This window comes from Streptomyces sp. NPDC003691, from assembly GCF_053981115.1.
Genome location: NZ_JBSFNQ010000024.1, coordinates 12,469 through 36,064, shown reverse-complemented (window position 1 = coordinate 36,064; position 23,596 = coordinate 12,469). Strand labels below are relative to the sequence as shown.

The window sequence follows — 23,596 nt, the reverse complement described above, 5'->3', positions numbered from 1 at the left end:
CGTTGCGGCGCCCGCCCCGGCCGCGACGCCCCGGAGACCGTACCGGCGCCCGGACCAACGCCCGTACCGCCGCTCGCCCCCGCCTGCGTAGTCCCGGCTCCCGCCCCGCCGCCCGCCCCGCCTACGGAGCCCCGCCGCCCGTCCCCGCCTCGGCCAGTGCCGCGCGCTGTGCCGGGGTCAGCCGGCCGGGCCGGGCCGCCACCGTCCAGGTGTCCGGCGCGGTTTCGCACAGCGCCAGCGGATCGGTCAGCTCCGGATGTTGTACGGCCGTGGCCACGGCCCCCGCGACCCGCTCCCGCGGCCAGCCGAGGGCCGCCGCCAGGGCGGCGGTGGTGCACGGGACGCCCGCTTCGGCCAGGGCCGCCAGGACGGTCAGGGCCCGGTCGCCGTCGGCGGCCGGGACCGGCCCGCCGTCCATATCGGCCGCGAGCCTGCCGAAGAACAGCGCGGTCTGGTGCAGCCGGGCGCCCGCGGGAGTGCCGGTGCCGAGCAGTCCGGCACCGCGCAGGGCGGTCTCCGCCCAGCGGGCGGTGGAGTCGGCGCCCGAGGTCCACGCCGAGAACCACAGGTCCTCGTCGATGACATAGCGGTCGCGCCGCCGCCCCGGCTCCCGGTCCCGTTCGCGCCGGATCGTGCCCAGCTCCTCCAGACAGCCGACGGCCTTGGAGACCGAAGCGGGGCTGACGCGCAGCCGCCGCACCAGCTCGGCCGACGTCAGGCTCCCGGCGTCGGTGGTGAACAGCTCGGTCAGCACCCGGGAGGCCATCCGGGGCAGCCCGGTCGCCGCCATGGCCGCCGCGAACTCGGCCCAGAAGGCACGGGTTTCCGCCGGTTCGCCGTCCTCCGGGGGCGCGGACGCGGCCGGGCCCGCCGTACGGCCGCCGGAGCGGCGGGCCCGCCAGGCCGTGGCCCGGTGCGCATGGTCCGCGCGATAGGCGCCCGGCCCGCCGTTACGGGCCACCTCCCGGCTCACCGTGGACGTCGGCCGCCCGAGCCGCCGGGCCGCCTCCGCGTACCCGAGACCCTCGGACAGCCATCCGGCGATCAGCCGCCGCTCGTCCCCGGTCAGTCTGCCTCCCGGCATCGGACACCCCTTCCCCTTCCGCGGCAGTATGCGTTCACCCGCAGCCCATTGCAACGGAAGCCGGGACGCCCCGATGCGTTCACCGGCAGACTCGTTGCAACAAACCGTCAAAAAACCCTATTTCAGAGGGAGAAAGAGCCTCGGTGAGCTGTTGACGGCGGCGGAACGCAACGTAGCTTTCAGCGCACTGTGAAGAGAAGGGCAGTGCAATGAACGACCGACCCGAACCGGAACCTGCCGCCCGGCCGCCCGTCGTCCTCGACGTCGAAGGACTGCGGATGCGGTACGCCACCCACGAGGTGCTGCGCGGCGTCACCTTCCGGGCCCACCGGGGCGAAGTGCTCGCCCTCCTCGGCCCGAACGGCGCGGGCAAGACCACCACCGTCGAGATCCTCGAAGGCTTCCGGGCCCGGTCCGGAGGCCGTGCCGAGGTCCTCGGCACCGACCCCGCGACCGGCGGCGAGAACTGGCGCGCCAGGACCGGAATCGTCCTCCAGTCCTGGCGCGACCACGGCAAATGGCGGGTCCGGGAGCTGCTCGCCCATCTCGGTTCGTACTACGCGCCCTATGCGTCGCCCGGCACCCCCCGGCCCTGGGACCCCGACGATCTGCTCGCCGCCGTCGGCCTCACCGGGGACGCCGGCCGGAAGATCCGAACCCTCTCCGGCGGCCGGCGCCGCCGGCTCGACGTCGCCGTCGGCCTCGTCGGCCGGCCCGAGGTCCTCTTCCTCGACGAACCCACCACCGGCTTCGACCCCGAGGCCCGGGCCGCCTTCCACGCCCTGGTGCGGCGGCTGGCCGCCGAGGACGCCACCACCGTCCTGCTCACCACCCACGACCTCGACGAGGCGGAACGCCTCGCCGACCGCATCCTGGTCCTGGCCGGGGGCCTGATCGTCGCCGACGGGACCGCCGCCGAACTCGCCGGCCGGTACGCCCCCGGGGACGAGGTGCGGTGGACGGCGGGCGGCCGCGGACACCGCGCCACCACCGACGACTCCACCGCCTTCGCCCGGGAACTGTTCCGCCGCCACGGCGAGGGGATCACCCGGCTGGAGATCCGCCGGGCGTCCCTGGCGGACACCTACGCGGGTCTCCTCCGCGGCGGCGAGGCCGCACCGTCCGCGGGGCCCGGCGGGGACGGGACCCGCGGTGGGGAGGCCGCCCGGCCCGCGGAGAACGCGCGGCGCCCCGAGCGCGCCCGCCGCTGCCCGGGGAGCAGGCGGTGATCCCCCCGCCGCCCGCCCCCGGCCGTCCGGCGCCCGCCCCCGGGGCACCCCGGCCCCCGGGCGCGGCCGGGGCGCCCGGCCGCGCCGCTTTCCGCGCCGGATGGCGGCGCGGACTGACCGAACTCCGGCAGTCCTTCACCAACGGCGCCGACCTGGTCTCGCACTTCCTCTGGCCGGTCCTCCTGCTGACCGTCCTGTTCTTCCTGCGGGACCGCGAATTCGGCACGGAGGGAATCCCCTTCGGCACCTTCGCCCTGCCGGGCATCCTGGGCATGAACATCGCCATGGGGATGGTGACCATGAGCCAGATCCTCACGGCCGACCGGGAGGACGGCACCCTGCTGCGGGCCCGCGCCACCCCGTACGGACTCCGCGGCTTCTTCACCGGCAAGGTCGTCTCGGTGGGCGGCGGCCTCCTCGCCGATCTGGCGATCCTGCTGATCCCCGGGCTGCTGCTGGTGGACGGACTGGCGGTGGACGGCACCGGCGACCGGCTGACCCTGCTCTGGGCGCTGCTCCTCGGCATGCTGGCGACCCTCCCGGCCGGTGCGATCCTGGGTTCGCTGGCGGGCTCCGCCCGCGCCCAGGGCCTGGTCCAGCTCCCCGTCCTCGGCATGATCGCGATCTCGGGGATCTTCCACCCGGTCACCGCTCTGCCCGACTGGCTCCAGTGGCTCGCCCAGGCCACCCCGGTCTACTGGCTGGGCCTCGCGATGCGCTCGGTGTTCCTGCCCGATACGGCGGCGGCCGCCGAGATCGACGGCTCCTGGCGGCTCTGGGAGGCGGCCGGGGTGCTGGGTCTCTGGGCGGCCCTGGGCCTGCTGCTGGCACCGGCCGTACTGCGCCGCACGGCCCGGCGCGAGTCGGGCTCGGGCCTGGCCGCCCGCCGGGACCGTGCCCTGCGCCGCAGCGTCTGACGCCGGGCCGCCACCACCGCGGGGGTTAGTCCGTGCGCTCCCGGACGTCGGCAATGGTGGCGCCCGCGTGCTTCACGAGCGTCCCGGGGTCCAGCGGGAAGACGGTGTGCGGGGTCCCGGCCGCCGCCCACACCACCTCGTGGGCGAGCAGTCCGCGGTCGGCCAGGACCCGCGTGCGGGTCAGATGGCCGAAGGGCGGCACCCCGCCGATGGCGTAACCCGTCGCCGCCCGGACCAGATCGGCGTCGGCGCGCTTCACGGCACCGGCACCCAGCTCCGCCCGTACCCGCTCCACATCGACCCGGGAGGCCCCGTCCATCAGCACCAGGACCGGCTCCCCGTCCGCCGCGAAGATCAGCGACTTGACGATCTCGCTCACATCGCAGCCCAGGGCGGCGGCCGCCTCGGCGGCCGTCCGGGTCGCCTCCGGGAAGCGGCGTACCGGGACGTCGAGCCCCAGCTCCGTGAGGGCGGCGGCGAAACGGGGGTGGGCTTCGGAGGCGGATCCGGGACGGGGCGCGGTGCTGTCATGAGTGCTCATGCCCCGGGACGGTACCGACGCCGCCGGGCGGGCGGCGACCCGAATACGCCCTCCGCGGGCCCGGTTCGCCGCCCCGGCCCCGGCGCACCCCCGACGCGATCCGGCCCCTACGCGATCCGGCCCCGGGCGCCCGCCCCTGCGCCCGGCCGGGCGCCCGGTGTCCCCGCTCAGCGCGCGTTCAGGACCGCCGCCACCACCGGGCCCGCCGCCGCGCCGCCCCGGCCGCCCGACTGGACGACGGCCGCCGCCGACAGATCACCGGCGAATCCGGTGAACCACGAGTTGCTCTGCGCCTGCCCGGCCACCTCCGCCGAACCGGTCTTCGACCCCTTGTCGCCGCCGACCGGCGCCATCGCCTGCTTTCCCGAACCACCGCTCGCGTCCGCCCGCATCAGGGCGCGCAGGGTGTCCGCCATCGCCGGGGGCAGGGGATCCGCGGTGGCGAAGTCCGACCTGTCCGGCCGGTCCGCGATGAACGTCGGCTGCTTGAAGGCGCCGTTCTTCACCGTCGCCGCCACGGACGCCATGTTCAGTGCGTTCATGGTGATGCGGCCCTGCCCGATGTACGAGGCGGCGGTCTCCGTCCCGCTCGACTGCGGCACCTTGCCGTCGTGGGTGGGTGCCCCGGTCTTCCAGTCCAGCCCGAGGGCGAAGTACTTGCGGGCCGTCTCGCCCAGCGCGTCGCCCGCGACGCCCTTGTCGGTCAGCGGTTTGATCGCCTTGATGAACGTGGTGTTGCAGGAGCGGGCGAACGCCTGCCGGAAGGTGGCGTCCGGCACCGAGAACTGCTTGAGGTTCTCGAAGGTCCGGCCGTCCCACTGCACGGTCTTCGGGCACTCCACCTTGCTGTCCGGGCCGGTCACCAGCCCGTGCTCCAGCATCATCGCCGCCGTCACGATCTTCATCGTCGACCCGGGGGCCTGGGCGCCCATCAGCGCCGTGTTGAAGCCCTCCGCGGGGGTGTTGGCGACCGCCCGGATCTCGCCCGTCGAGGACTGGATCGCCACCACCGAGGCCTTGGCGTGCCCCTTCACCGCCTTCTCCGCGGCGGCCTGCACCCCGGCGTCGAGGGTGGTCTTCAGCTTGCCCGGCTTCCCCTCGGTGAGGGCGAGCAGCGTCCGGTCCGGTACCCCCGCTCCCGCGGACTCCACCACCAGCTCCACCCCCGCCGTACCGCCCGCGGCCGCGCCGTACCGCTCCCGCAGCGCGTCCAGCAGGACCGCGAGCGACGGGTACGCCGCCTTGGGCAGCTCCCGGCCCTTGCGGTCCACGGCGGTGATCGGCGGATTGTCCGCGGGGCCGGTGACCAGTTTGGCGCCCTTGGTGAGCTGCGGATGGAGGACCGAAGGCTGCCAGTCCACCAGCGCCCTGCCCGAGGTCGCGCCGCGTACCACGGTCAGCTGCGAGCGGTACGTCAGCGGTTTGCTCACGCCCTCGTGCGTCACGGTCGCCGTCACGGTGAACGGCACCACCGGGCCGGTGGCCGGCCCCGGCACGATCTCGGCGGCCGACACCTTCGCCTCCGAGCGGAAGCCGGATATCAGGATCCTGGCCTCGCCCGCCTCGTCCGTCAGGGCCGCGGCGGTCTCCGACTCGCCCTTCGCCCAGGCGGCGAGGAAGTCCCGGGCCGTCCGCTCGGTCTCCTCGGCGCTCGGCGGGCCGGTCTTCTTCGTCACCGACAGGTCGGTCCCGCCGCCGTCCTGCAGTCCGTCGTAGAGCCGGTAGCCCCCGTACGCGACCCCTCCGGCCACCACCGTGAACACCACTCCGACGACGGCGACCTTCGCTCCGCTGCGCATGCCCAGCGCCCTCCCCATTTCCTGTCCTGCGGCTTGTGCCCGCGCCCGCGGACCGCCGTTCGCGGCCGCCGGGCGCCCACCGACAGTAGGCCGGACCGGCGGCGGAACCCCGGTTCCGTTACCCGACCGGGACGAATCACCGCCGGGCGGCCGGTGCCGGGAGGACCGTCTTCACCCAGGTGCCGCTACACCCAGGTGTCCAGCCACATCCGGTCCTGCCATTCGCTCATCGGAATGACCGCACCCGTGTAGAGGGGGTGGAAGTAGATGAAGTTCCAGACGATCAGCAGCACCAGGACACCGGCGCCGATCGCGCCCGCCGCCCGCCGTGATTCGCTCGACCCCCGTGGCCCCAGGATCGCCCCGACCATCATCGCGACCGCCAGACAGAGGAACGGCACGAAGACCACCGCGTAGAAGACGAAGATCGTCCGCTCCTGGTAGAAGAACCACGGCACCCAGCCCGCCGCGATGGCGCAGGCGATCGCACCCGCCCGCCAGTCGCGCCGGAACAGCCAGCGCCACAGCAGATAGACGATCGCGGCGCACCCGGCCCACCACAGCAGGGGGGTGCCGAGGGCCAGCACCTCGGAGGCGCAGTTGCCCGTGGTGTCCGCCGGACAGCCGCCGGTGCCCGGCTTCGGATCCTTGTAGTAGTACGAGACCGGGCGGCCCATCACGATCCAGCTCCACGGGTTGGACTGGTACGTATGGCCCGAGGTGAGGTTCACATGGAACTCGTACACCTCGGCCTCGTAGTGCCACAGACTGCGCAGCCAGTCCGGGACGAACGGCCAGGCGGTCTCCCGGCCCGGACCGGTCGAGGCCCAGTTCCGCAGGTGTCCCCGGTCCGTGAAGATCCACCCGGACCAGGAGACGAGATAGGTGACGACGGCGACCGGGACCGTCGCCGTGAAGGCGGGCAGCAGATCGCGCCGCGCCACCGCCGCGTACGGCCGTACCGCGCCCGCCGTGCGGCGCGCGCCCACGTCCCACAGCACGGTCAGCAGTCCGAAGGCGGCCAGGATGTACAGACCGTTCCACTTGGTTCCGGCGGCCAGGCCCAGCATCACGCCCGCCGCGATCCGCCAGGGGCGGGCGCCGAGCCGCAGGGTCTCCGCGATCCCCGCGTCCGGCCGCAGCACCCCCTCGTCGTCCACCGGCAGGGCGGCGGCCAGCCTTGCCCTGGCCCGGTCCCGGTCGATCAGCAGACAGCCGAAGGCCGCGACCACGAAGAACATCAGCACCAGGTCGAGCAGGGCGGTACGGCTCATCACGAAGTGCAGCCCGTCCACCGCCAGCAGCAGCCCCGCCACACAGCCCAGGAAGGTGGAGCGGAAGAGCCGCCGGCCGATGCGGCAGATCATCAGCACCGAGAGGGTGCCGAGCAGGGCCACCATGAAGCGCCAGCCGAACGGCTCGAAGCCGAACATCTTCTCGCCCAGGCCGATGACCCACTTGCCGACCGGGGGGTGGACCACGTACCCCGGATCGGCGGGGATCGCCACGGCCGACGGGTCCTGGAGGATCCGCTCGTCGACCTTCTTGGGCCACTGGCCCTCGTAGCCCTGGTTGACCAGCGCCCAGGAGTCCTTGGCGTAGTACGTCTCGTCGAATATCACCGCATGCGGTTTGCCCAGGTTCCAGAACCGGATGACCCCGGCGAACAGCGCGACCAGCAGCGGGCCCGCCCAGGCGGAGATCCGCAGCAGCGGTTCGACGCGGTGCGGGGGGATACCGAGCACCGGCCAGAGCTTCCCGGACGGCCGGGCGTACGGCGGGACGAGCCGTTCGCGCAGTCCGGTCACCGCCCGCGGCGCGTATCCGAAGCGCCGCAGACGCGCGGGCCAGGCGGCGGGGGGCGGCGGGTCATCGGCCCCGCGCTGGAGGGGAGGAGGCGCGGTACTGGTCACCGCGCCATCGTAGGGACATCGGCCGGGGCCGCGGTCCGCGCCGGGGCGGTCGGTGGCCGTGTTCCGCGCGGGAACCGGGCCGGAGGCGGCGGGAAGCCCGTCGGAGCGGCGGGAGAGCGGGCAGGAACCGGGAGGAAAGCGGCGGGCGGACGGCTCCGGCCCGGGGCGGGCCCGGCCTTCCGGTACGGCCCCCGGGTCGACCCCCGCGCGGCACCGGTCCGGGGCGGGCCCGGCCTCCCGTACGACCCCCGCGCGGCACCGGTCCGGAGCACGGGACAATGACGGGGTGACTCAGAACGCCGGAACGGCCACCGGAGCGACCCCCGGAACCCTCGTACTCGCCGGGACGCCCATCGGCGACCCCGACGACGCCCCGCCGCGCCTCGCCGCCGAACTGCGCGTCGCCGATATCGTCGCCGCCGAGGACACCCGGAAGCTGCGCCGGCTCACCCAGGCCCTCGACGTCCGGCCCGCCGGCCGGGTCGTCTCCTACTTCGAGGGCAACGAGGCGGCCCGCACCCCGGAGCTGGTCGAGGCGCTCGCGGGCGGTGCCCGGGTGCTGCTGGTGACCGACGCCGGGATGCCGTCGGTCTCGGACCCGGGCTACCGGCTCGTCGCGGCCGCCGTCGCCGCGGACATCAGGGTCACCGCGGTCCCCGGCCCGTCCGCCGTACTGACCGCGCTCGCACTCTCCGGGCTGCCGGTCGACCGGTTCTGCTTCGAGGGCTTCCTGCCGCGCAAGGCGGGCGAGCGGCTCGCCCGGCTCCGGGAGAACGAGCAGGAACGCCGGACCATGGTCTACTTCGAGGCCACCCACCGTATCGAGGAGACCCTCGCCGCGATGGCCGAGGTCTTCGGCGCCGGGCGGCGGGCCGCGGTCTGCCGGGAGCTGACCAAGACGTACGAGGAGGTCAGGCGCGGTGGCCTGGCCGAGCTGGCGGCCTGGGCGGCGGACGGCGTACGCGGTGAGATCACCGTGGTCGTCGAGGGCGCCCCGGCCCCCGGGCCCGGCGACCTCACCCCCGCCGAGCTGGTCGCCCGGGTCCGGGCCCGCGAGGAGGCGGGGGAGCGGCGCAAGGAGGCGATCGCCGCGGTGGCCGCGGAAGCCGGGCTGCCGAAGCGCGAGGTGTTCGACGCGGTGGTGGCGGCGAAGAACGAGAGCCGCTGACCGGCTCCGGCCGACCGGCTCCGCGTGGGTCCCCGGCCCGTCCTGCGGACCGGTCCGCAAGGTCGGTAAAGGACTAGCCTGGAAGGGCAAAGTGCGGACCTCGTCCGGGGGCTCCCGGGCATGGGAAGTCCCAAGTCCGCACCATCTTTCTACAGGCGCTGATGCGCTCCCGCCGGAATGGGCGTCCACTGGATCAGTGGAGAGGAGCTGGCATGAGTGAGATCACCGGTGCGGCCAGGGTTCACGAGGCCTATGCCTTCGCGTGCATGCGCTGCGGGCACGGCTGGGAACAGGCGTACGAGATCGAACACCACCTCGACGCGGAGGGGCGGGAGTACGTGGTCTACCGGGCGGACGGCATCCGGGTGCCGTCCCCGCTGTCCAGTCCCACCTGCGAGAACTGCGGGGGGCACGTCGTCAGGATCATGCGCGCGGGCCAGGTTTCGTCCGTGCTGGACCGGGTGGCCAGGGCGGGCCGGCCGGGCCGGATCGTCGAGGAGCGGCCGGTGCCGATCGCCGGTCCGATCGGAGCCGCCGACTACCGGCTGGAGCCGGTCCGGGACCCGGAGGCCGCGGTGCCGCCGCCCGCGGACCCGCCGGGCGAACCGCGCCACCACTGGCATCTGTCGGACCTGCTCCACCCCTTCCAGCACCGCAACCGCTGAACCCCCCGTGCCGGGGCGCCGCGACCCTTCCGGGGCCGTGGGCCCCCGGCGCGGGTGTCCGTTGCGGCACCGGCCCCGGTGGTCGGCACCGCCTCCCGCCCGGGCCGCCCGCCCGGGGGTTCCCTGCGGGGCCGGCCCGCCGTCCCGGCCCCGCAGAGCCCTGGTCCCCGGGGCCCGGGGCGCCGAGGCCACCGCCCCGCAGGCCCCCGGGCCCCGCCGCCCTGTCCCGTCCCCGCCCGGGCCGGAGGCCGCCCGGTCCGTAGGATCGCGTCCATGAGTTCGAAGTCCGCCCCGCCGCCCCTGCCCGAGCCGCTCCGGGTCCCCGTCGCCGACTCGCACACCCACCTCGACATGCAGGAGGGAACCGTCGAGGAGGCGCTGGCCCGGGCGGCGGCCGTGGGGGTGACCACGGTGGTCCAGGTCGGCTGCGATATCGAGGGGTCCCGCTGGGCCGCCCGCACCGCCGCCGCCCACGAAGCGGTCCACGCGGCCGTGGCGCTGCACCCCAACGAGGCCCCGAGGATCGTCCTCGGCGACCCCGGGAACGGCGGGCCCCGGGGCTCCGTACGGCCGCCCGGCGGCGACGCCGCCCTCGACGCGGCGCTCGCCGAGATCGACGCGCTCGCGGCCCTGCCGCACGTGAAGGCCGTCGGCGAGACCGGCCTCGACTACTTCCGCACCGGCGAGGAGGGCGTCGCCGCCCAGGAGCGGTCCTTCCGCGCCCATATCGAGATCGCCAAACGCCACGGCAAGGCGCTGGTCATCCACGACCGCGACGCCCACGCGGACGTCCTGCGGGTCCTCGCCGAGGAGGGCGCGCCGGAGCGCACGGTCTTCCACTGCTACTCCGGCGACGCGGAGATGGCGAAGGTGTGCGCCGAGGCCGGCTACTACATGTCGTTCGCGGGCAACGTCACCTTCAAGAACGCCCGGCCGCTGCGCGAGGCCCTTGCCGTCGCCCCGCGCGAACTGGTGCTCGTCGAGACCGACGCGCCGTTCCTGACGCCCGCGCCGTACCGCGGACGGCCTAACGCTCCGTATCTCATTCCGGTCACGCTGCGGGCGATGGCAGAGGTGACGGGGCTGGACGAGGACGTGCTGGCCGCGGCCGTGGCGGCCAATACGGCGGCGGCCTTCGGCTACTGAAGGATCACGGCGCGATAACGCTCCGTAGCCCGTACGGGGGTAGCGCGCCCCCGACCCGCAACACGTCGTGACCGGATGGCTTTGGAGAGTGATCGCGGCTCGGCTAGCGTCCCGGCGCACCACAGAGCGGGCGTCGGACGGAGCACGTCGTGAGCAGCGAAGAGAGCACCCGCGGGAACGGCCCCGCCCGGGACCGGCGGCGCAGGCGGGCACGGGCGGCGGGCGGTCTGCCCGCCGGTTCCGAGGTGCTGCGGAAGCTGCTGCCGCAGGCCCTGGTGGTGGTCTTCCTCGCGGGCGGCACCTCCGCCTTCCTGGTCAGCGACAAGGCCGTCCGGCTCACGGTCGACGGGGTTCCGCGCACCCTGCACACCTTCGCCGCCGATGTCGGGCAGCTCCTCGGCGCCGAGGGGGTGGCGGTCGGCGCGCACGACATCGTGGCGCCCGGCCCGGCGGCCCCGCTGGCCGACGGCGACGAGGTGATCGTCCGGTACGGCCGCCCGCTGGCCCTCACCCTCGACGGCAGCCGCCGCACGATCTGGACCACCGCCGACACCGTGGAGGACGCGCTGCGGCAGCTCGGCGTCCGTGCCGAGGGCGCGTATCTGTCGGCGTCCCGGTCCGCCGGGATCACCCGCTCCGGGCTCGCCCTCGATGTCCGCACCGAACGTGCGGTGACCGTCCTGGCCGACGGCCGGGCCCGCACCCTGCGGACGAACGCGGCGACCGTCGCCCAGGCGCTGGCGGAGGCGGGCATCGCGCTGACCGGCGAGGACACCGCGTCCGTACCGCTCGACGCCTTCCCGCGCGACGGGCAGACGATCACGGTCCTGCGGATCACCGGCTCCCGGCAGGTGCGGGAGGAACCCGTCCCGTACCGCACTGTCCGCTCGGCGGACCCCGGGGCCTTCGCGGGCACGGAGACCGTGGTCCGGCAGGGCCGCACCGGCACCCGCCGGGTGACCTATGTCCTGCGGACGGTGAACGGCGTCCGCGAACGGCCGCGGAAGGTCGCCGAAGAGCTGGTCCGGCGGCCGGTCACCCAGCGGATCCGCTACGGCACCCGCCCCCTGCCCCGGTCGGTCGCCGGTGCCGACGGCCTGAACTGGGCCGCGCTCGCCCACTGCGAGTCCGGCGGCCGCCCGGCCGCGGTGGACCCCTCGGGCACCTACGGCGGCCTGTACCAGTTCGACGTCCCCACCTGGCGCTCCCTGGGCGGCACCGGCCGCCCCCAGGACGCCCCGGCGTCCGAGCAGACCTTCCGCGCCAAGAAGCTCTACGTCCAGCGCGGCGCGGCGCCCTGGCCGCACTGCGGCCGCCGGCTGTAGTCCGCGCTCGTCGCCGCGACGGCGGCCTCTGCGGCTCGGGGATCCGGGTCGCCGAGGTCCGAGGGTGCCGCCCCGCCCCGCCCGAGGTCCGGCGGGACGGGCGGGGGAGCGCGGAGGCTTAGGCTGTAGCGGTGAGCAGCACTGAGCCCGAGGCCCCCCACAGCACCGACCGCACCGACCGCACCGACCGCACCGACGGCAGCGACGACCGCACCGGCGACGGGTCCGGCGGGTCCGGCGCGGCGGGGGCGGCCGGGGGGACCGACTCCCTTCTGGGGCCCGCCGACATCCGTGAACTGGCGGCCGCGCTCGGCGTACGGCCCACCAAGCAGCGCGGCCAAAACTTCGTCATCGACGCGAACACCGTCCGCCGGATCGTCCGCACCGCGGGCGTCCGGCCCGACGACACCGTCGTCGAGGTGGGCCCCGGGCTCGGCTCGCTCACCCTGGCGCTGCTGGAGGCCGCGGAGCAGGTCGTCGCCGTGGAGATCGACGATGTCCTGGCGGCCGCGCTGCCCGCCACGATCCTGGCCCGGCTGCCGGAGCGGGCGCCCCGGTTCTCGCTGGTGCACTCCGACGCCATGCTGGTGGAGGAGCTGCCGGGGCCGCCGCCCACCGCGCTCGTCGCCAACCTCCCGTACAACGTCGCCGTACCCGTACTGCTGCATATGCTCGACCGCTTCCCCAGCATCGAGCGGACCCTCGTCATGGTGCAGGCCGAGGTCGCGGACCGGCTCGCCGCCGAGCCGGGGAACAAGGTGTACGGGGTTCCCTCCGTCAAGGCGAACTGGTACGCCGACGTCAAGCGCGCCGGGTCCATCGGCCGGAACGTCTTCTGGCCCGCGCCCAACGTCGACTCCGGGCTGGTCTCCCTGGTCCGCCGGGAGCCCCCGAAGACGACCGCGACGAAGCGCGAGGTCTTCGCCGTCGTCGACGCGGCCTTCGCCCAGCGCCGCAAGACCCTGCGCGCGGCCCTCGCCTCCTGGGCGGGCTCCCCGGTCCTCGCCGAGCAGGCGCTGGTCGCCGCCGGGATCTCGCCGCAGGCCCGCGGGGAGGCCCTGACGGTCGAGGAGTTCGCCCGGATCGCCGAGGCGAAGCCCGCGGGGGTGACCGCGTGACCGCCCCCGAGCCGCGTACCGAGTCCCGTGACCTCGTGAGCCCCGCCCCTGAGGCCCGTACGGCGCCCGCCGGAGCCGTCACCGTACGCGTCCCCGCCAAGGTCAACGTCCGGCTCGCGGTCGGCGCCGCCCGCCCCGACGGCTTCCACGACCTGGCCAATGTCTTCCTCGCCGTCTCCCTCTTCGACGAGGTCACCGCCCACCCCGCCGACACCCTCACCGTCACCTGCGAGGGCCCCGGCGCCGACCAGGTGCCGCTGGACCACAGCAATCTCGCCGCCCGCGCCGCGCTGCTGCTCGCCGCGCGCCACGGCATCGAGCCCGCCGTCCACCTCCATATCGCCAAGGACATCCCCGTCGCGGGCGGTATGGCGGGCGGCAGCGCCGACGGAGCCGCCGCGCTGCTCGCCTGCGACACGCTCTGGGGGCTGGACTCCACCCGCGCCGAACTCCTCGACATCTGCGCCGAACTGGGCTCCGACGTCCCGTTCAGCCTGGTCGGCGGTGCCGCGCTGGGCACCGGCCGCGGCGAGAAGCTCACCCCCCTCGACACCGGTGGCACCTTCCACTGGGTGTTCGCCCTCGCCGAAGGCGGACTGTCGACCCCGGCGGTGTACGGCGAGTTCGACCGGCTCACCGAGGGCACGGACGTCCCGGTCCCCGAGGCCACCCCGGAACTGCTGGCCGCCCTGCGCTCGGGCGACGCCCCCGCGCTGGCCGCCGCGCTCGCCAACGACCTCCAGCCCGCCGCGCTCTCCCTCCGCCCGGATCTGCGCGGAACCCTCGACACGGGCCTGGCGGCGGGGGCGCTCGCCGCCATTGTCTCCGGCTCGGGGCCGACGACCGCGTTCCTGGTGAAGGACGCTGACACGGCGGCCTCCGTCGCCGCCGCCCTGCGGGCCTCCGGAACCTGCCGTACGGCCCGTGCCGCGTCGTCCCCCGCGCCGGGGGCGACCGTCGTCTGACCCGGGGGCGGGCCCGGCCGGCCTCCCGGACGGCCCTTCACCGGACCCGCCCGTACCCCCGAGCCGCCCTGCCCGTACCCCCGGGCCGCCCTGCCCGCGCCGCTGCCCGCGCCCTCGCGCTGCCGGGCACGCGCCGCCCACGCCTCCCCGGACGCGCCGCCCGCGCCCGCCCCGCCCGGTCGACCCTCCGGACATGCGTGCGTCCATGGGCCGTACGCCGCCGGAATCTTTTCGGGTGATCGGCGCGGCGCGCCCGGTGTGTGGTGCCGTCACCACCTGCTGCCCCGTGGTCGATTGGGCCCGAGCCCCGTTCCGATGACCGGGCTCGGAGAGGAACCCATGAAGAGCATCCTGGGCAAGGCACTGGTGACCGCCGGTGCCGCGCTGGCCCTGGCCGCCGTCGCGGCTCCCGCGCAGGCGCACGAGCCCGTGACCGCGGGCGGCGGCGGGCAGTACGTCGCCTCCGGCGACCCGCACAACATCTTCGCCGCGGGCGAGTGGTTCGGCTTCGCGGAGACGCCGCACTCCTACGCCTCGGGCTTCGGCTTCGGCTGGGCCACGGACGTCGACTCCGGCGGCGGCTTCGAGGGCGTCGCGGGCACCCGCTGACCCTGGGCACAGGAGGGGCTCCACCGGCCGTCCCGGCCGCTGGGGCCCCTCCGCATGTCCGGCCGGAGACCATCAGCGGTTAGCATCCGAACGCATCACCCTTGAGGAGTGGAGAGTTCATTGGTGCGTCAACCGCGCGTCGGCGTCGCGATCCTGACCATGGGCAACCGCCCCGCCGAACTGGGGGAGCTGCTCGACTCGGTCGCGCGGCAGGACACCCCGGCGAGCCGGATCGTGGTCGTCGGCAACGGCGCGCCCCTGCCGCCGCTGCCCGACGGGGTCACCGGCGTCGAACTGCCCGAGAACCTCGGAGTCACCGGCGGCCGTAACGCCGCCATCGCCAAACTGCGCGAACTCGGCGACGTCGACATCCTCGTCGACCTCGACGACGACGGTCTGCTGATCGACACCGATGTCTTCAGCAGACTGGTGAAGCTGTACGAGGCGGACGAGGCCCTCGGCGTCGTCAGCTTCCGGATCGCCGACGAGCAGGGCCGTACCGCCCGCCGCCATGTCCCGCGGCTGCGGGCGAGCGACCCGATGCGCCGCGGCTATGTCACCACCTTCCTCGGCGGCGGCCACGGCATCTCCATGAAGATGCTGGAGCAGACCGGGGACTGGCCCGAGGCGTTCTTCTACGCCCACGAGGAGACCGACCTCGCCTGGCGGGCCCTCGACCACGGCTGGAAGATCCTCTACGAGCCGGAGCTGGTCCTCCGGCACCCCTGGACCTCGCCCACCCGGCACGCCGTCTTCCACCGCATGGTGGCCCGCAACCGCGTCTGGCTCGCCAAACGCCACCTCCCCGCCCTGCTGGTCCCGCTCTATCTGGGCGTATGGACCGCGCTCACCCTGCTGCGGACCCGGTCCGCGAGCGGGCTGCGCGCCTGGTTCGGCGGTTTCGTGGAGGGCGTGCGGACGCCCTGCCCGCCGCGCCGCCCGATGCGCTGGCGGACCGTATGGCGGATGACGAAGCTGGGCCGCCCGCCGGTCATCTGACCGGGCCGGGCACCTGTCCGCCGAAGGGTCCCGGGCACGCGCCCGCCGCAGGTCCCCGGGCGCCCGTTCACCACAGGGTTCCGGGGACCTGTTCACCGCGCCGGACCCCGGGCACCTGTTCACCGCGCCGGACCCCGGGACCGGCGCCCGGCCCCGGGGTACTCAGTCCGGAACTGAGTAGCGGCACCCTGACGGCCGGGCCCGCGCCCGGGCGACCGTGGGCGGATGACCACCGCAGTCCGCGTGCTCGCCGACGCCACCCCCGCCACCCGGGACCGCTACGTCGACCTGCTCAGGGTCGCCTCCCTCGCTGTCGTGGTCCTCGGCCACTGGCTGATGGCCGCGGTCGACGACGGCAACGGTGACGGCGGTGGTGACGGTGACGGCGCGCGGATCGGGAATCTGCTCGCCGTCGTCCCCGGCCTCCAGATACTGACCTGGGTGCTCCAGGTGATGCCGGTGTTCTTCTTCGTCGGCGGCTTCGCCCACGCCCTGTCGTACCGCTCCCTCGCCCGCCGCGCCCCCGGCCGCTCCGTCTACGCGGACTTCCAGCGGGCTCGCCTCCAGCGGCTGCTGCGGCCCACGATGGTCTTCGTCCTGGTGTGGGGCGCGCTGGCGCTGGCGGTCCAGTGGGCGGGCGGCGGCGACGCGGGCCCGGCCGGGCCCGCGCTCCGGCTGATCACCCAGCCGCTCTGGTTCATCGGCGTCTATCTCGCGATGGTCGCCCTCACCCCGCCGCTGCTGAGGCTGCACGAGCGCTACCGCTGGGGCGCCTTCGGCGGGCTGCTCGCCGCGGCCGCCGCCGTCGACACGGCCCGGTTCGTGTTCGGCGTGGAGTACGCCGCGTTCCTGAACTTCGCCTTCGTCTGGCTCGCCGTCCACCAGCTCGGTTTCCTCGCCGCCGACGGGCTCCTCACCCGGCCCGCCCTGCTCGCGGGCGGCGGCCTGGCGGGCGCGGCGGCCTTGGTGGCCCTCGGGCCGTACCCCCTCTCGATGGTCGGGATGCCCGGCGAGAAGGTCTCCAACATGGCACCGCCGACGCTGGCCCTGCTCTGCCACGGCCTCTGGCTGGTCGGCGCGGCCTGCCTGCTGCGCGGGCCGGGCACGCGGTTCGCCGGGCGGGCCCGGGTATGGCGCGGGGTGGTCGCCGCGAACGGCGTCGCGATGACCGCGTTCCTCTGGCATCTGACCGCACTGCTGGGGGTGTACGCCGTACTGCTCGGGCTGGGCACCGCGCTGCCGGAGCCCGCCTCGGGCGCCTGGTGGGCGCAGACCCCGCCGAGGCTGCTGGCGGCGGCCGTCCTCACCGCCGCCCTGGTGGCCGCCTTCCGCCGCTTCGAACGCCCCGCGCCACGGCCCGCCCCGCCGGGGGCCGGGGCATCCGGCAGCCCCGCGACCTGCGGGCCGGCCGGGTCGGCCGGAATCCCGGGCCCGCCCTCCGGCACCCCGAGCGGGTCCGGCACCCCCGAAGCCCCCGGCGGGCCCGGCACCCCCGGCGGGTCCGGCCCGCTCGCCGCCGCCGGGATCACGCTCTGTCTCGCCGGGATCCTCGGGCTGTCGCTGGTGGGGTACGACGGACTGCTCGACGGCAGGTCCGCCACCCTGATCGCGGTCCCGGTCACCGCCCCGGCCGCCGTCGCCGCGGCCCTCGCGGGCTGGTTCCTGGTCGAACGCGCGGGCCGCGGACTCCGCCCGCCCCGGCACGGCTGAGCCCTCCCGGCGCCTCCCGCCGTACGGCGTACCGCCGAACCCGGCCGCCGCGCGCTGCCGAGCCCGGCCCGTCCGCCCGCCCGCCCGCCTACCCGCCCGCCCGTCCGTCCGCCCGCCGGGGTGATCACCCGGCCGCGCGGGGGCCGTCCGCGGCCCGACTACCCTGGGAGGCCGATCCGCCCGCCCCTACGCAGGAGAGTAATGGCCGTCAATCTGGTCAATGTCGAGGCAGTCAGCAAGGTGTACGGAACGCGTGCCCTGCTCGACTCCGTGTCCCTCGGCGTCTCCGAAGGGGACCGCATCGGTGTCGTCGGCCGCAACGGCGACGGCAAGACCACCCTCATCCGCATGCTGGCCAAGCTGGAGGAGCCCGACACGGGCCGGGTCACCCAGAGCGGCGGGCTGCGGCTCGGCGTGCTCACCCAGCACGACTCCCTGGACCCCGAGGCCACCGTCCGCCACGAGGTCATCGGCGATCTCGCCGACCACGAGTGGGCGGGCAGCGCCCGGATCCGCGATGTGCTCACCGGCCTCTTCGGCGGGCTCTCGCTGCCCGGCTTCCCCGACGGGCTCGACACCGTCATCGGCCCGCTCTCCGGCGGTGAGCGGCGCCGGATCGCCCTGGCCAAGCTGCTGATCGCCGAGCAGGACCTGATCATCCTCGACGAGCCCACCAACCACCTCGACGTGGAGGGCATCGCCTGGCTCGCCGAACATCTGCGGAACCGCCGCTCGGCCCTGGTCTGCGTCACCCACGACCGCTGGTTCCTGGACCAGGTCTGCACCCGCATGTGGGACGTCCAGCGCGGCTCGGTCTACGAGTACGAGGGCGGCTACAGCGACTACGTGTTCGCCCGGGCCGAGCGGGAGCGGATCGCCGCCACCGAGGAGACCAAGCGGCAGAACCTGATGCGGAAGGAGCTGGCCTGGCTGCGGCGCGGCGCCCCGGCCCGGACCTCCAAGCCCCGCTACCGCATCGAGGCCGCCAACGAGCTGATCGCCGACGTCCCGCCGCCGCGGGACACCAGCGAGCTGATGAAGTTCGCCTCCGCCCGGCTCGGGAAGACCGTCTTCGACCTGGAGGACGTGACCGTCCAGGCCGGGCCGAAGCTGCTGCTGAAGCATCTGACCTGGCAGCTGGGCCCCGGTGACCGGATCGGCCTGGTCGGCGTGAACGGCGCGGGCAAGACATCGCTGCTGCGGGCGCTGGCCGAGGCCGCTCGGACCGAGGGCGAGGTACAGCCCGCCGCCGGGCGGATCACGGTCGGCAAAACGGTACGGCTGGCCTATCTCTCCCAGGACGTGACCGAGCTGCCGCCCACGCTGCGGGTGCTGGAGGCCGTCCAGCAGATCCGCGACCGCGTCGACCTCGGCAAGGGCCGGGAGATGACGGCGGGACAGCTCTGCGAGCAGTTCGGCTTTGTGAAGGAGAAGCAGTGGACGCCGGTCGGCGACCTCTCCGGCGGTGAGCGCCGCCGGCTCCAGTTGCTGCGGCTGCTGATGGACGAGCCGAACGTGCTCTTCCTCGACGAGCCCACCAACGACCTGGACATCGAGACCCTGACCCAGCTGGAGGACCTCCTCGACGGCTGGCCCGGCTCGATGGTGGTCATCTCCCACGACCGGTTCTTCGTCGAGCGGACCACGGACCGGGTGCTGGCCCTGCTGGGCGACAAGACCCTCCGGATGCTGCCGCGCGGAATCGACGAGTACCTGGAGCGGCGGCGCGCCGCCGCGGAGTCCGCCGCCCCGGCGCCCGCCCCCGCGAAGTCCGCCGCCGCGCCGGAGACGAAGACCCGGTCGGCGGGTGAGCTGCGGGCCGCGCAGAAGGAGCTCCAGCGCATCGAGCGCCAGTTGGACAAGCTCGCGGAGAAGGAGACGGCGGTCCACGACAAGATCGCAGCCAATGCCACCGACTTCGCGCGGGTCGCCGAGCTGGACGCCGAACTGCGGTCCCTCGCCGGGCAGCGGGAGGAACTGGAAGGCCGCTGGATGGAGTTGGCCGAGGACGTCTGAAGCCCCGGTTCCGTACGGCCCCGGCCGGTCCGTGAGGGTCGTGTGCGGGCTTCATAACGGCGCCGTCACGAGCCGGTCCGCCCCTGGTGACAGGCGCGGACCGGCCCCTTTTGCGAACTGACCCGGGTGATAGAAAGAAGCTCCGCTCGACTGCCGTGAGAATACGGCTCCAGGTTCGCAACGCTCCTCTCCGGAACACGGATACCGGCCGGCAGTGCACGGTCCGGGTACCGGAGAAGCGGGGGAGGCCGCCGGACCCAGGACCGTACGAAGGGGGATGCGCTGATGTCCCAGCGTCCCAGCCAAGACGTACCGGGGGACGGCGACGCCCCCGGGGATCCCCGGTCCGCGGACCCGCGCTACGGCTACCCGGAACCCGGTTCCGGCGCCGCCCCGGGGACCGGTCCGCAGCCGGGCCCGGAACCCGTCCCCGGCGCCGGTCCGGGGTATGCGTACGGGGAGCGGCACGGGGCCCCGGCCCCGGCACAGCCGCCGTACATACCCCCGCCGCCGCCCGGCCCCCCGCCGGCCCCTCCGGCCCCGTACGACCCGGCCCCGCAGGACCCGGCAGCGCACGGCCAGGCACCGTACAGCCAGGCCCCGTACGGTCGGGCGCCGCAGGATCCGGCCCCGTACGGCGGGTTCCCCGGCGCCCCCGGCGCGGGCCACGAGACCGCCCCCGGCGCGGCCCCCGGCGCCGCCGCCGGTCCGTACGCCGGTGCCCCGCAGGGCGGGTATCCGCAGGCCCCGTACCAGCAGGCCCCGTACCAGCAGACCGGGCCCTATGCGGGCCCGCCGCAGTACGGCCAGGCGTACCCGTACCAGCAGACCGGCCCGTACGGCCCCACCGGCCCCGCCACTCCCACCACCCCCGCCACCTCCACCGGCTCCGCCGGAAAGCGGCGCACCCCGCTGCTGATCGCCGCGGGCGTCGCCGCCCTGCTGGTCGCCGGAGCCGGTACGTACGCCGTCGTCGGCAACGACGACGGCAAGGACGACCGGAAGACCGGCGCGGGCGAACCGGCCACCCCCGGACCCTCCGCCGGCTCCTCGCCCTCCGGCAGCCCGTCGCCCGGCGGCGGCCGAGGTGCCGGTACGGAGCGCGATCCGGACGGCACCGACCTCAACGCCGACCGCGCGCCCGGGGACGCCCGGGCCCTCTTCGTCACCCGCAACGATGTCGACCTGCCCCGCGGCGGTGCCGAGGTCCACGGCCCGTGGAGCCATCGGGGCATCATCGCGAAGGCCATGTACAAGCAGGTCGTCGGCTACTCGGCCACCGACGGTGCCAAGAAGTGGACCGTGCCGCTGGAGCGGGAGGCCTGCTCCGCGACCCCGCGGCCGTCCACCGGCGGAACCGTCGTCGTCGGCATCAAGGACCGCGACGGCGACGGCGCCCGCTGCCGTGAGCTGCGCAGCATCGACCTCGCCTCGGGCAAGGTGCTCTGGAAGGCGCAGATCCCGGAGGAGAAGGGCTTCCTCGGACTCTCCGACCACACCCTCGCCATCAGCGGCGACACGGTCGCCGCGGGTGCCACCGGAGTCTCGTACGGCTTCTCCGTGAAGGACGGCCGCAGGCTCTTCACCGGCCCCCGGACCGGCTGCAAGCCGTTCGCCTACGCGGGCGGCGCCCGGCTGCTGGCCGCGGTGAGCTGCCCCACCGGCGACTACAAGAAGCCCAAGCACCGGCTCCAGCAGGTCGACCCGGCCACCGGCAAGGCGCGCTGGTCCTTCGACGCACCGGCCGGCTGGGAGATCGACAAGGTCTACTCCGCCGACCCGATCGTCGTCTCGCTGGTCAAACGCGAGCCCAAGTCGTGGACCGTGGTGGCGCTCAAGCCGGACGGCACGATGCGCGCCCCGATCTCGGGCGGCAAGGAGAAGTTCCGGGTCGGCTGCGGCGGCTCCTTCGTGATCTTCGGGCAGAACCTGGAGGGCTGCCAGGGCGTCGTCGCCGATCCGAAGACCCTCTATCTGGCCACCGAGCCCGCGCGCGGGACCGGCGCGGGCGGCAACGAGATCATCGCCTTCGACCTCGACACCGGCCGCCCCAAGTGGCGGGCGCCCTCCGGCGGCGACACCGCCGCGGTGCCGGTCCGGATGAACGGCCGCGACCTGATCGTCTACCGCGAGCCGTCGTACGACTCCGGGGGCTCGGTCGCGGCGATCGGCCCGGCGGGCGGCGCGCCCAGGACCCTGCTGCGCCACCCCGAGGCCGCCGCCAAGACCGAGAACTCCTTCTACTCGGTGGATGTGCTGTACGAAGCCGGACGCGTGTATCTGGTGGCGCGCCGGGTGAGCGCGGCGAACGACGCGGAGGAGCTGAAGACTCCGACGATGCTGGCGTTCGGCCCCTGACGCACGGGGGCGGGCACCCGCTGCCCCGCCCCCGCCGTGCCGTACCGCCGCCTCCCGGCTTTCGGCCTCCTGCCCGGCCACTCGGCCGCCCACCGGACGGCCCCTTCTCGCTTCTCCTCCCACCCCCCGCGCAACCGCTCCTTCGTTCCTCTGCTCCTCCGCTCCTCCGCTTCTTCGCCGACGAGGTGTTCTGCTCATGAGCCAGCCGCCCCCGCCCCCTCCGCCCCCGCCCGGCGGTGTGGGGGGACCCCCGCCGCCGCCGTCCGGTCCGCCCCCGCAGGGCGGTGGGTTCGGCGCGCCCCAGGAGCCGCCGCCGGGCGGCTTCGGCCCGCCGCAGGCACCCCCCGTGGCGCCGCCCCCCGGCTACGGCTACCCCGGGCAGCAGCCACCCCCGCCGCCCGGCTACCCGGCACAGCCCCAGGGCTACGGCTTCCCGCCGGGCCCGCCCGGGTCCCCGTACGGCTATCCGACCCAGCCCACGGCCGCCGTGCCGCCCGGCGGGCCGCAGCCTCCCGGGAAGAAGCCCGGCACCCGGACGAAGATCGTCATCGCCGCGGTCACCGCGGTCGTACTGATCATCGGCGGCGGGGTGCTGTACAGCGCGACCGACGGCGGCGGCCGCAAGGGCAAGAAGGACACCACCGCCGACAGCGGGGGTGGCAAGGGCGGCAAGGACGACGGCGGGAAGGGCAGCGGCGGCAAGGACTCGGACGGCACCGGGAAGGCTCCCGGGAACACCGCGTCCCGGCTCGCCTTCACCCTGCCCCAGCCGGCGAACAAGGAGGTCTCCTCGTTCAAGGGCTCCTGGGTCACGGACAAGGCGTTCGTGAAGCCGGGCCTGAACGAGATCACCGGCTACGACCGGGACAAGGGCACCGTGCTCTGGCGGGTCCCGCTGCCCGGCCAGACCTGCGGCGCCTCGCGCCACAAGTCGGCCGACGACAAGACCGCGATCCTCTTCGAGCCCGCGCCCCGGGCCGCCTCCGGCACCGGCCGCTACCAGCCGTGCTCCGAGGTCGGCGTCGTCGACCTGGCGGGCGGCAAGCTGCTGTGGCGCAAGTCCGTCACCTCCCCGCTGCGCGGTGACACCCCCATCCGCTTCGAGGAGGTCACGGTCAGCGGGGCCACGGTCGCCGCGGGCGGTCTCAGCGGCGGCGCCGCCTTCGACCTCGCCACCGGTGCCGTCCGCTGGAAGCCCACCTCGTCCGACGCGGACTGCGAGGACCGCGGCTACGGCGGCGGGCCCGCGCTGGTCGCCGTCCGCTCCTGCGGCACCTACGGCAACGAGCAGCTCACCATCCAGCCCGTCGACCCGGTCAGCGGGCAGCCCCGGTTCTCGTACAAGATGCCGAAGGGCGTGGAGTACGCCAGCATCGTCAGCACCAAACCGCTGGTCGTCGCGGCCGATGTCGGCGACACCGGGAAGTACGGCATCTCCGACTTCTTCTCCATCGACGACCAGGGCAAGCTCCTGGCGAAGGTGCCCGCGACGGGCGACCGCTACGAGGCGCGGTGCGGCGCGACGGACGTCGAGTCCTGCACCAGCGTCGTCGTCGGCAACGGCCGGCTCTATCTGCCGACCTCCCCGCACGAGAGCGGCGGGAGCGGTTACGGGCGGACCAACGAGATCGTGTCGTTCGACCTGACCACCGGGAAGCCGCTGCCGGGGCGGGCCGACGCGGGCGAGGGCTACACCCTGGTGCCGCTGCGGATGGAGGGCGGTTCCGTGATCGCCTACAAGCAGCCGCCGTACCGCAAGGGCGGCCAGGTGGTCAGCCTCGACGGCAACGCCCTCCGGGCCACCCTGCTGATGGAGAATCCGGCCGACGAACAGTCGATCGACAAGGAACGCAAGTTCCTCGTCAGCGGTTCCGAGTATCTCTATGCCGACGGGCGGCTCTATCTGAGCGAGGAGTTGATGGGCGCCGCCGGAACTTCTACGTTCACGAGTTATCTGGCAGTTGCATTTACGACAGAAAGTTGAAAAGGCGACCGGTTTTCGCCCTACGGTCCCCCTGGTACTGCTGCGGGGAA

At 74.6% G+C, this 23,596-nt stretch carries 18 protein-coding genes; 14 read left to right on the top strand and 4 right to left on the bottom strand.

Annotated elements, in window-relative coordinates:
• Positions 1–121: 121 nt before the first annotated feature.
• Positions 122–1,084, bottom strand: coding sequence for a MarR family transcriptional regulator (locus ACWDR0_RS14445; protein ID WP_456351989.1), 963 nt, complete (start codon positions 1,082–1,084; stop codon positions 122–124).
• A 209-nt stretch (positions 1,085–1,293) separates the two neighbouring features.
• Between ACWDR0_RS14445 and ACWDR0_RS14440 the strand changes: the two genes are divergently transcribed.
• Together ACWDR0_RS14440 and ACWDR0_RS14435 are read left to right on the top strand one after the other, a co-directional pair.
• Positions 1,294–2,313, top strand: a complete 1,020-nt coding sequence (locus ACWDR0_RS14440; RefSeq protein WP_456351988.1) for an ABC transporter ATP-binding protein — start codon at positions 1,294–1,296, stop codon at positions 2,311–2,313.
• Positions 2,314–2,426: 113 nt separating this feature from the next.
• Positions 2,427–3,230 carry an ABC transporter permease gene (locus ACWDR0_RS14435; protein ID WP_456352041.1) on the top strand — a complete coding sequence of 268 codons (804 nt, stop codon included), beginning with the start codon at positions 2,427–2,429 and terminating at the stop codon, positions 3,228–3,230.
• A gap of 25 nt (positions 3,231–3,255) precedes the next feature.
• On the opposite strand, the gene ACWDR0_RS14430 is transcribed toward ACWDR0_RS14435, so the two are convergent.
• From ACWDR0_RS14430 to ACWDR0_RS14420, 3 genes are all read right to left on the bottom strand, one after another.
• Positions 3,256–3,771 (bottom strand): YbaK/EbsC family protein, encoded by a 516-nt coding sequence (locus ACWDR0_RS14430; RefSeq protein WP_456351987.1) that lies wholly within the window; start codon positions 3,769–3,771, stop codon positions 3,256–3,258.
• Positions 3,772–3,938: 167 nt separating this feature from the next.
• A complete protein-coding gene (locus ACWDR0_RS14425; RefSeq protein ID WP_456351986.1) occupies positions 3,939–5,570 on the bottom strand; it encodes a penicillin-binding transpeptidase domain-containing protein in 1,632 nt (543 codons plus the stop codon).
• A gap of 185 nt (positions 5,571–5,755) precedes the next feature.
• Positions 5,756–7,483 (bottom strand): dolichyl-phosphate-mannose--protein mannosyltransferase, encoded by a 1,728-nt coding sequence (locus ACWDR0_RS14420; RefSeq protein ID WP_456351985.1) that lies wholly within the window; start codon positions 7,481–7,483, stop codon positions 5,756–5,758.
• A 286-nt stretch (positions 7,484–7,769) separates the two neighbouring features.
• Between ACWDR0_RS14420 and rsmI the strand changes: the two genes are divergently transcribed.
• The 12 genes from rsmI (at position 7,770) to ACWDR0_RS14360 (ending at position 23,546) form a co-directional block, all read left to right on the top strand.
• Positions 7,770–8,651: a 16S rRNA (cytidine(1402)-2'-O)-methyltransferase gene (gene rsmI, locus ACWDR0_RS14415; protein ID WP_456351984.1), complete on the top strand. Its 882-nt coding sequence runs from the start codon at positions 7,770–7,772 to the stop codon at positions 8,649–8,651.
• Between the two features lie 212 nt (positions 8,652–8,863).
• Positions 8,864–9,316 (top strand): hypothetical protein, encoded by a 453-nt coding sequence (locus tag ACWDR0_RS14410; RefSeq protein WP_456351983.1) that lies wholly within the window; start codon positions 8,864–8,866, stop codon positions 9,314–9,316.
• A gap of 273 nt (positions 9,317–9,589) precedes the next feature.
• The gene (locus ACWDR0_RS14405; protein ID WP_456351982.1) at positions 9,590–10,462 is read left to right on the top strand and encodes a TatD family hydrolase; all 873 of its coding nucleotides are present in this window, start codon (positions 9,590–9,592) and stop codon (positions 10,460–10,462) included.
• A gap of 149 nt (positions 10,463–10,611) precedes the next feature.
• Positions 10,612–11,787, top strand: a complete 1,176-nt coding sequence (locus ACWDR0_RS14400; protein WP_456351981.1) for a ubiquitin-like domain-containing protein — start codon at positions 10,612–10,614, stop codon at positions 11,785–11,787.
• A gap of 272 nt (positions 11,788–12,059) precedes the next feature.
• The gene (rsmA, locus tag ACWDR0_RS14395) at positions 12,060–12,905 is read left to right on the top strand and encodes a 16S rRNA (adenine(1518)-N(6)/adenine(1519)-N(6))-dimethyltransferase RsmA (RefSeq protein ID WP_456352040.1); all 846 of its coding nucleotides are present in this window, start codon (positions 12,060–12,062) and stop codon (positions 12,903–12,905) included.
• A 35-nt stretch (positions 12,906–12,940) separates the two neighbouring features.
• Complete coding sequence (locus ACWDR0_RS14390; RefSeq protein ID WP_456351980.1) at positions 12,941–13,870, top strand: 4-(cytidine 5'-diphospho)-2-C-methyl-D-erythritol kinase; 930 nt, start codon at positions 12,941–12,943, stop codon at positions 13,868–13,870.
• A gap of 339 nt (positions 13,871–14,209) precedes the next feature.
• Entirely contained in the window at positions 14,210–14,479 is a 270-nt protein-coding gene (locus ACWDR0_RS14385; RefSeq protein ID WP_456351979.1) for a hypothetical protein, read from the top strand.
• A 123-nt stretch (positions 14,480–14,602) separates the two neighbouring features.
• A complete protein-coding gene (locus ACWDR0_RS14380; protein WP_456351978.1) occupies positions 14,603–15,478 on the top strand; it encodes a glycosyltransferase family 2 protein in 876 nt (291 codons plus the stop codon).
• Positions 15,479–15,703: 225 nt separating this feature from the next.
• Positions 15,704–17,188: an acyltransferase family protein gene (locus ACWDR0_RS14375; RefSeq protein ID WP_456351977.1), complete on the top strand. Its 1,485-nt coding sequence runs from the start codon at positions 15,704–15,706 to the stop codon at positions 17,186–17,188.
• 201 nt (positions 17,189–17,389) lie between these two features.
• Positions 17,390–19,204, top strand: a complete 1,815-nt coding sequence (locus tag ACWDR0_RS14370; RefSeq protein WP_456351976.1) for an ABC-F family ATP-binding cassette domain-containing protein — start codon at positions 17,390–17,392, stop codon at positions 19,202–19,204.
• Positions 19,205–19,489: 285 nt separating this feature from the next.
• Positions 19,490–21,562, top strand: coding sequence for an outer membrane protein assembly factor BamB family protein (locus ACWDR0_RS14365; protein ID WP_456351975.1), 2,073 nt, complete (start codon positions 19,490–19,492; stop codon positions 21,560–21,562).
• Positions 21,563–21,758: 196 nt separating this feature from the next.
• Positions 21,759–23,546: an outer membrane protein assembly factor BamB family protein gene (locus tag ACWDR0_RS14360; protein ID WP_456351974.1), complete on the top strand. Its 1,788-nt coding sequence runs from the start codon at positions 21,759–21,761 to the stop codon at positions 23,544–23,546.
• Positions 23,547–23,596: the final 50 nt, after the last annotated feature.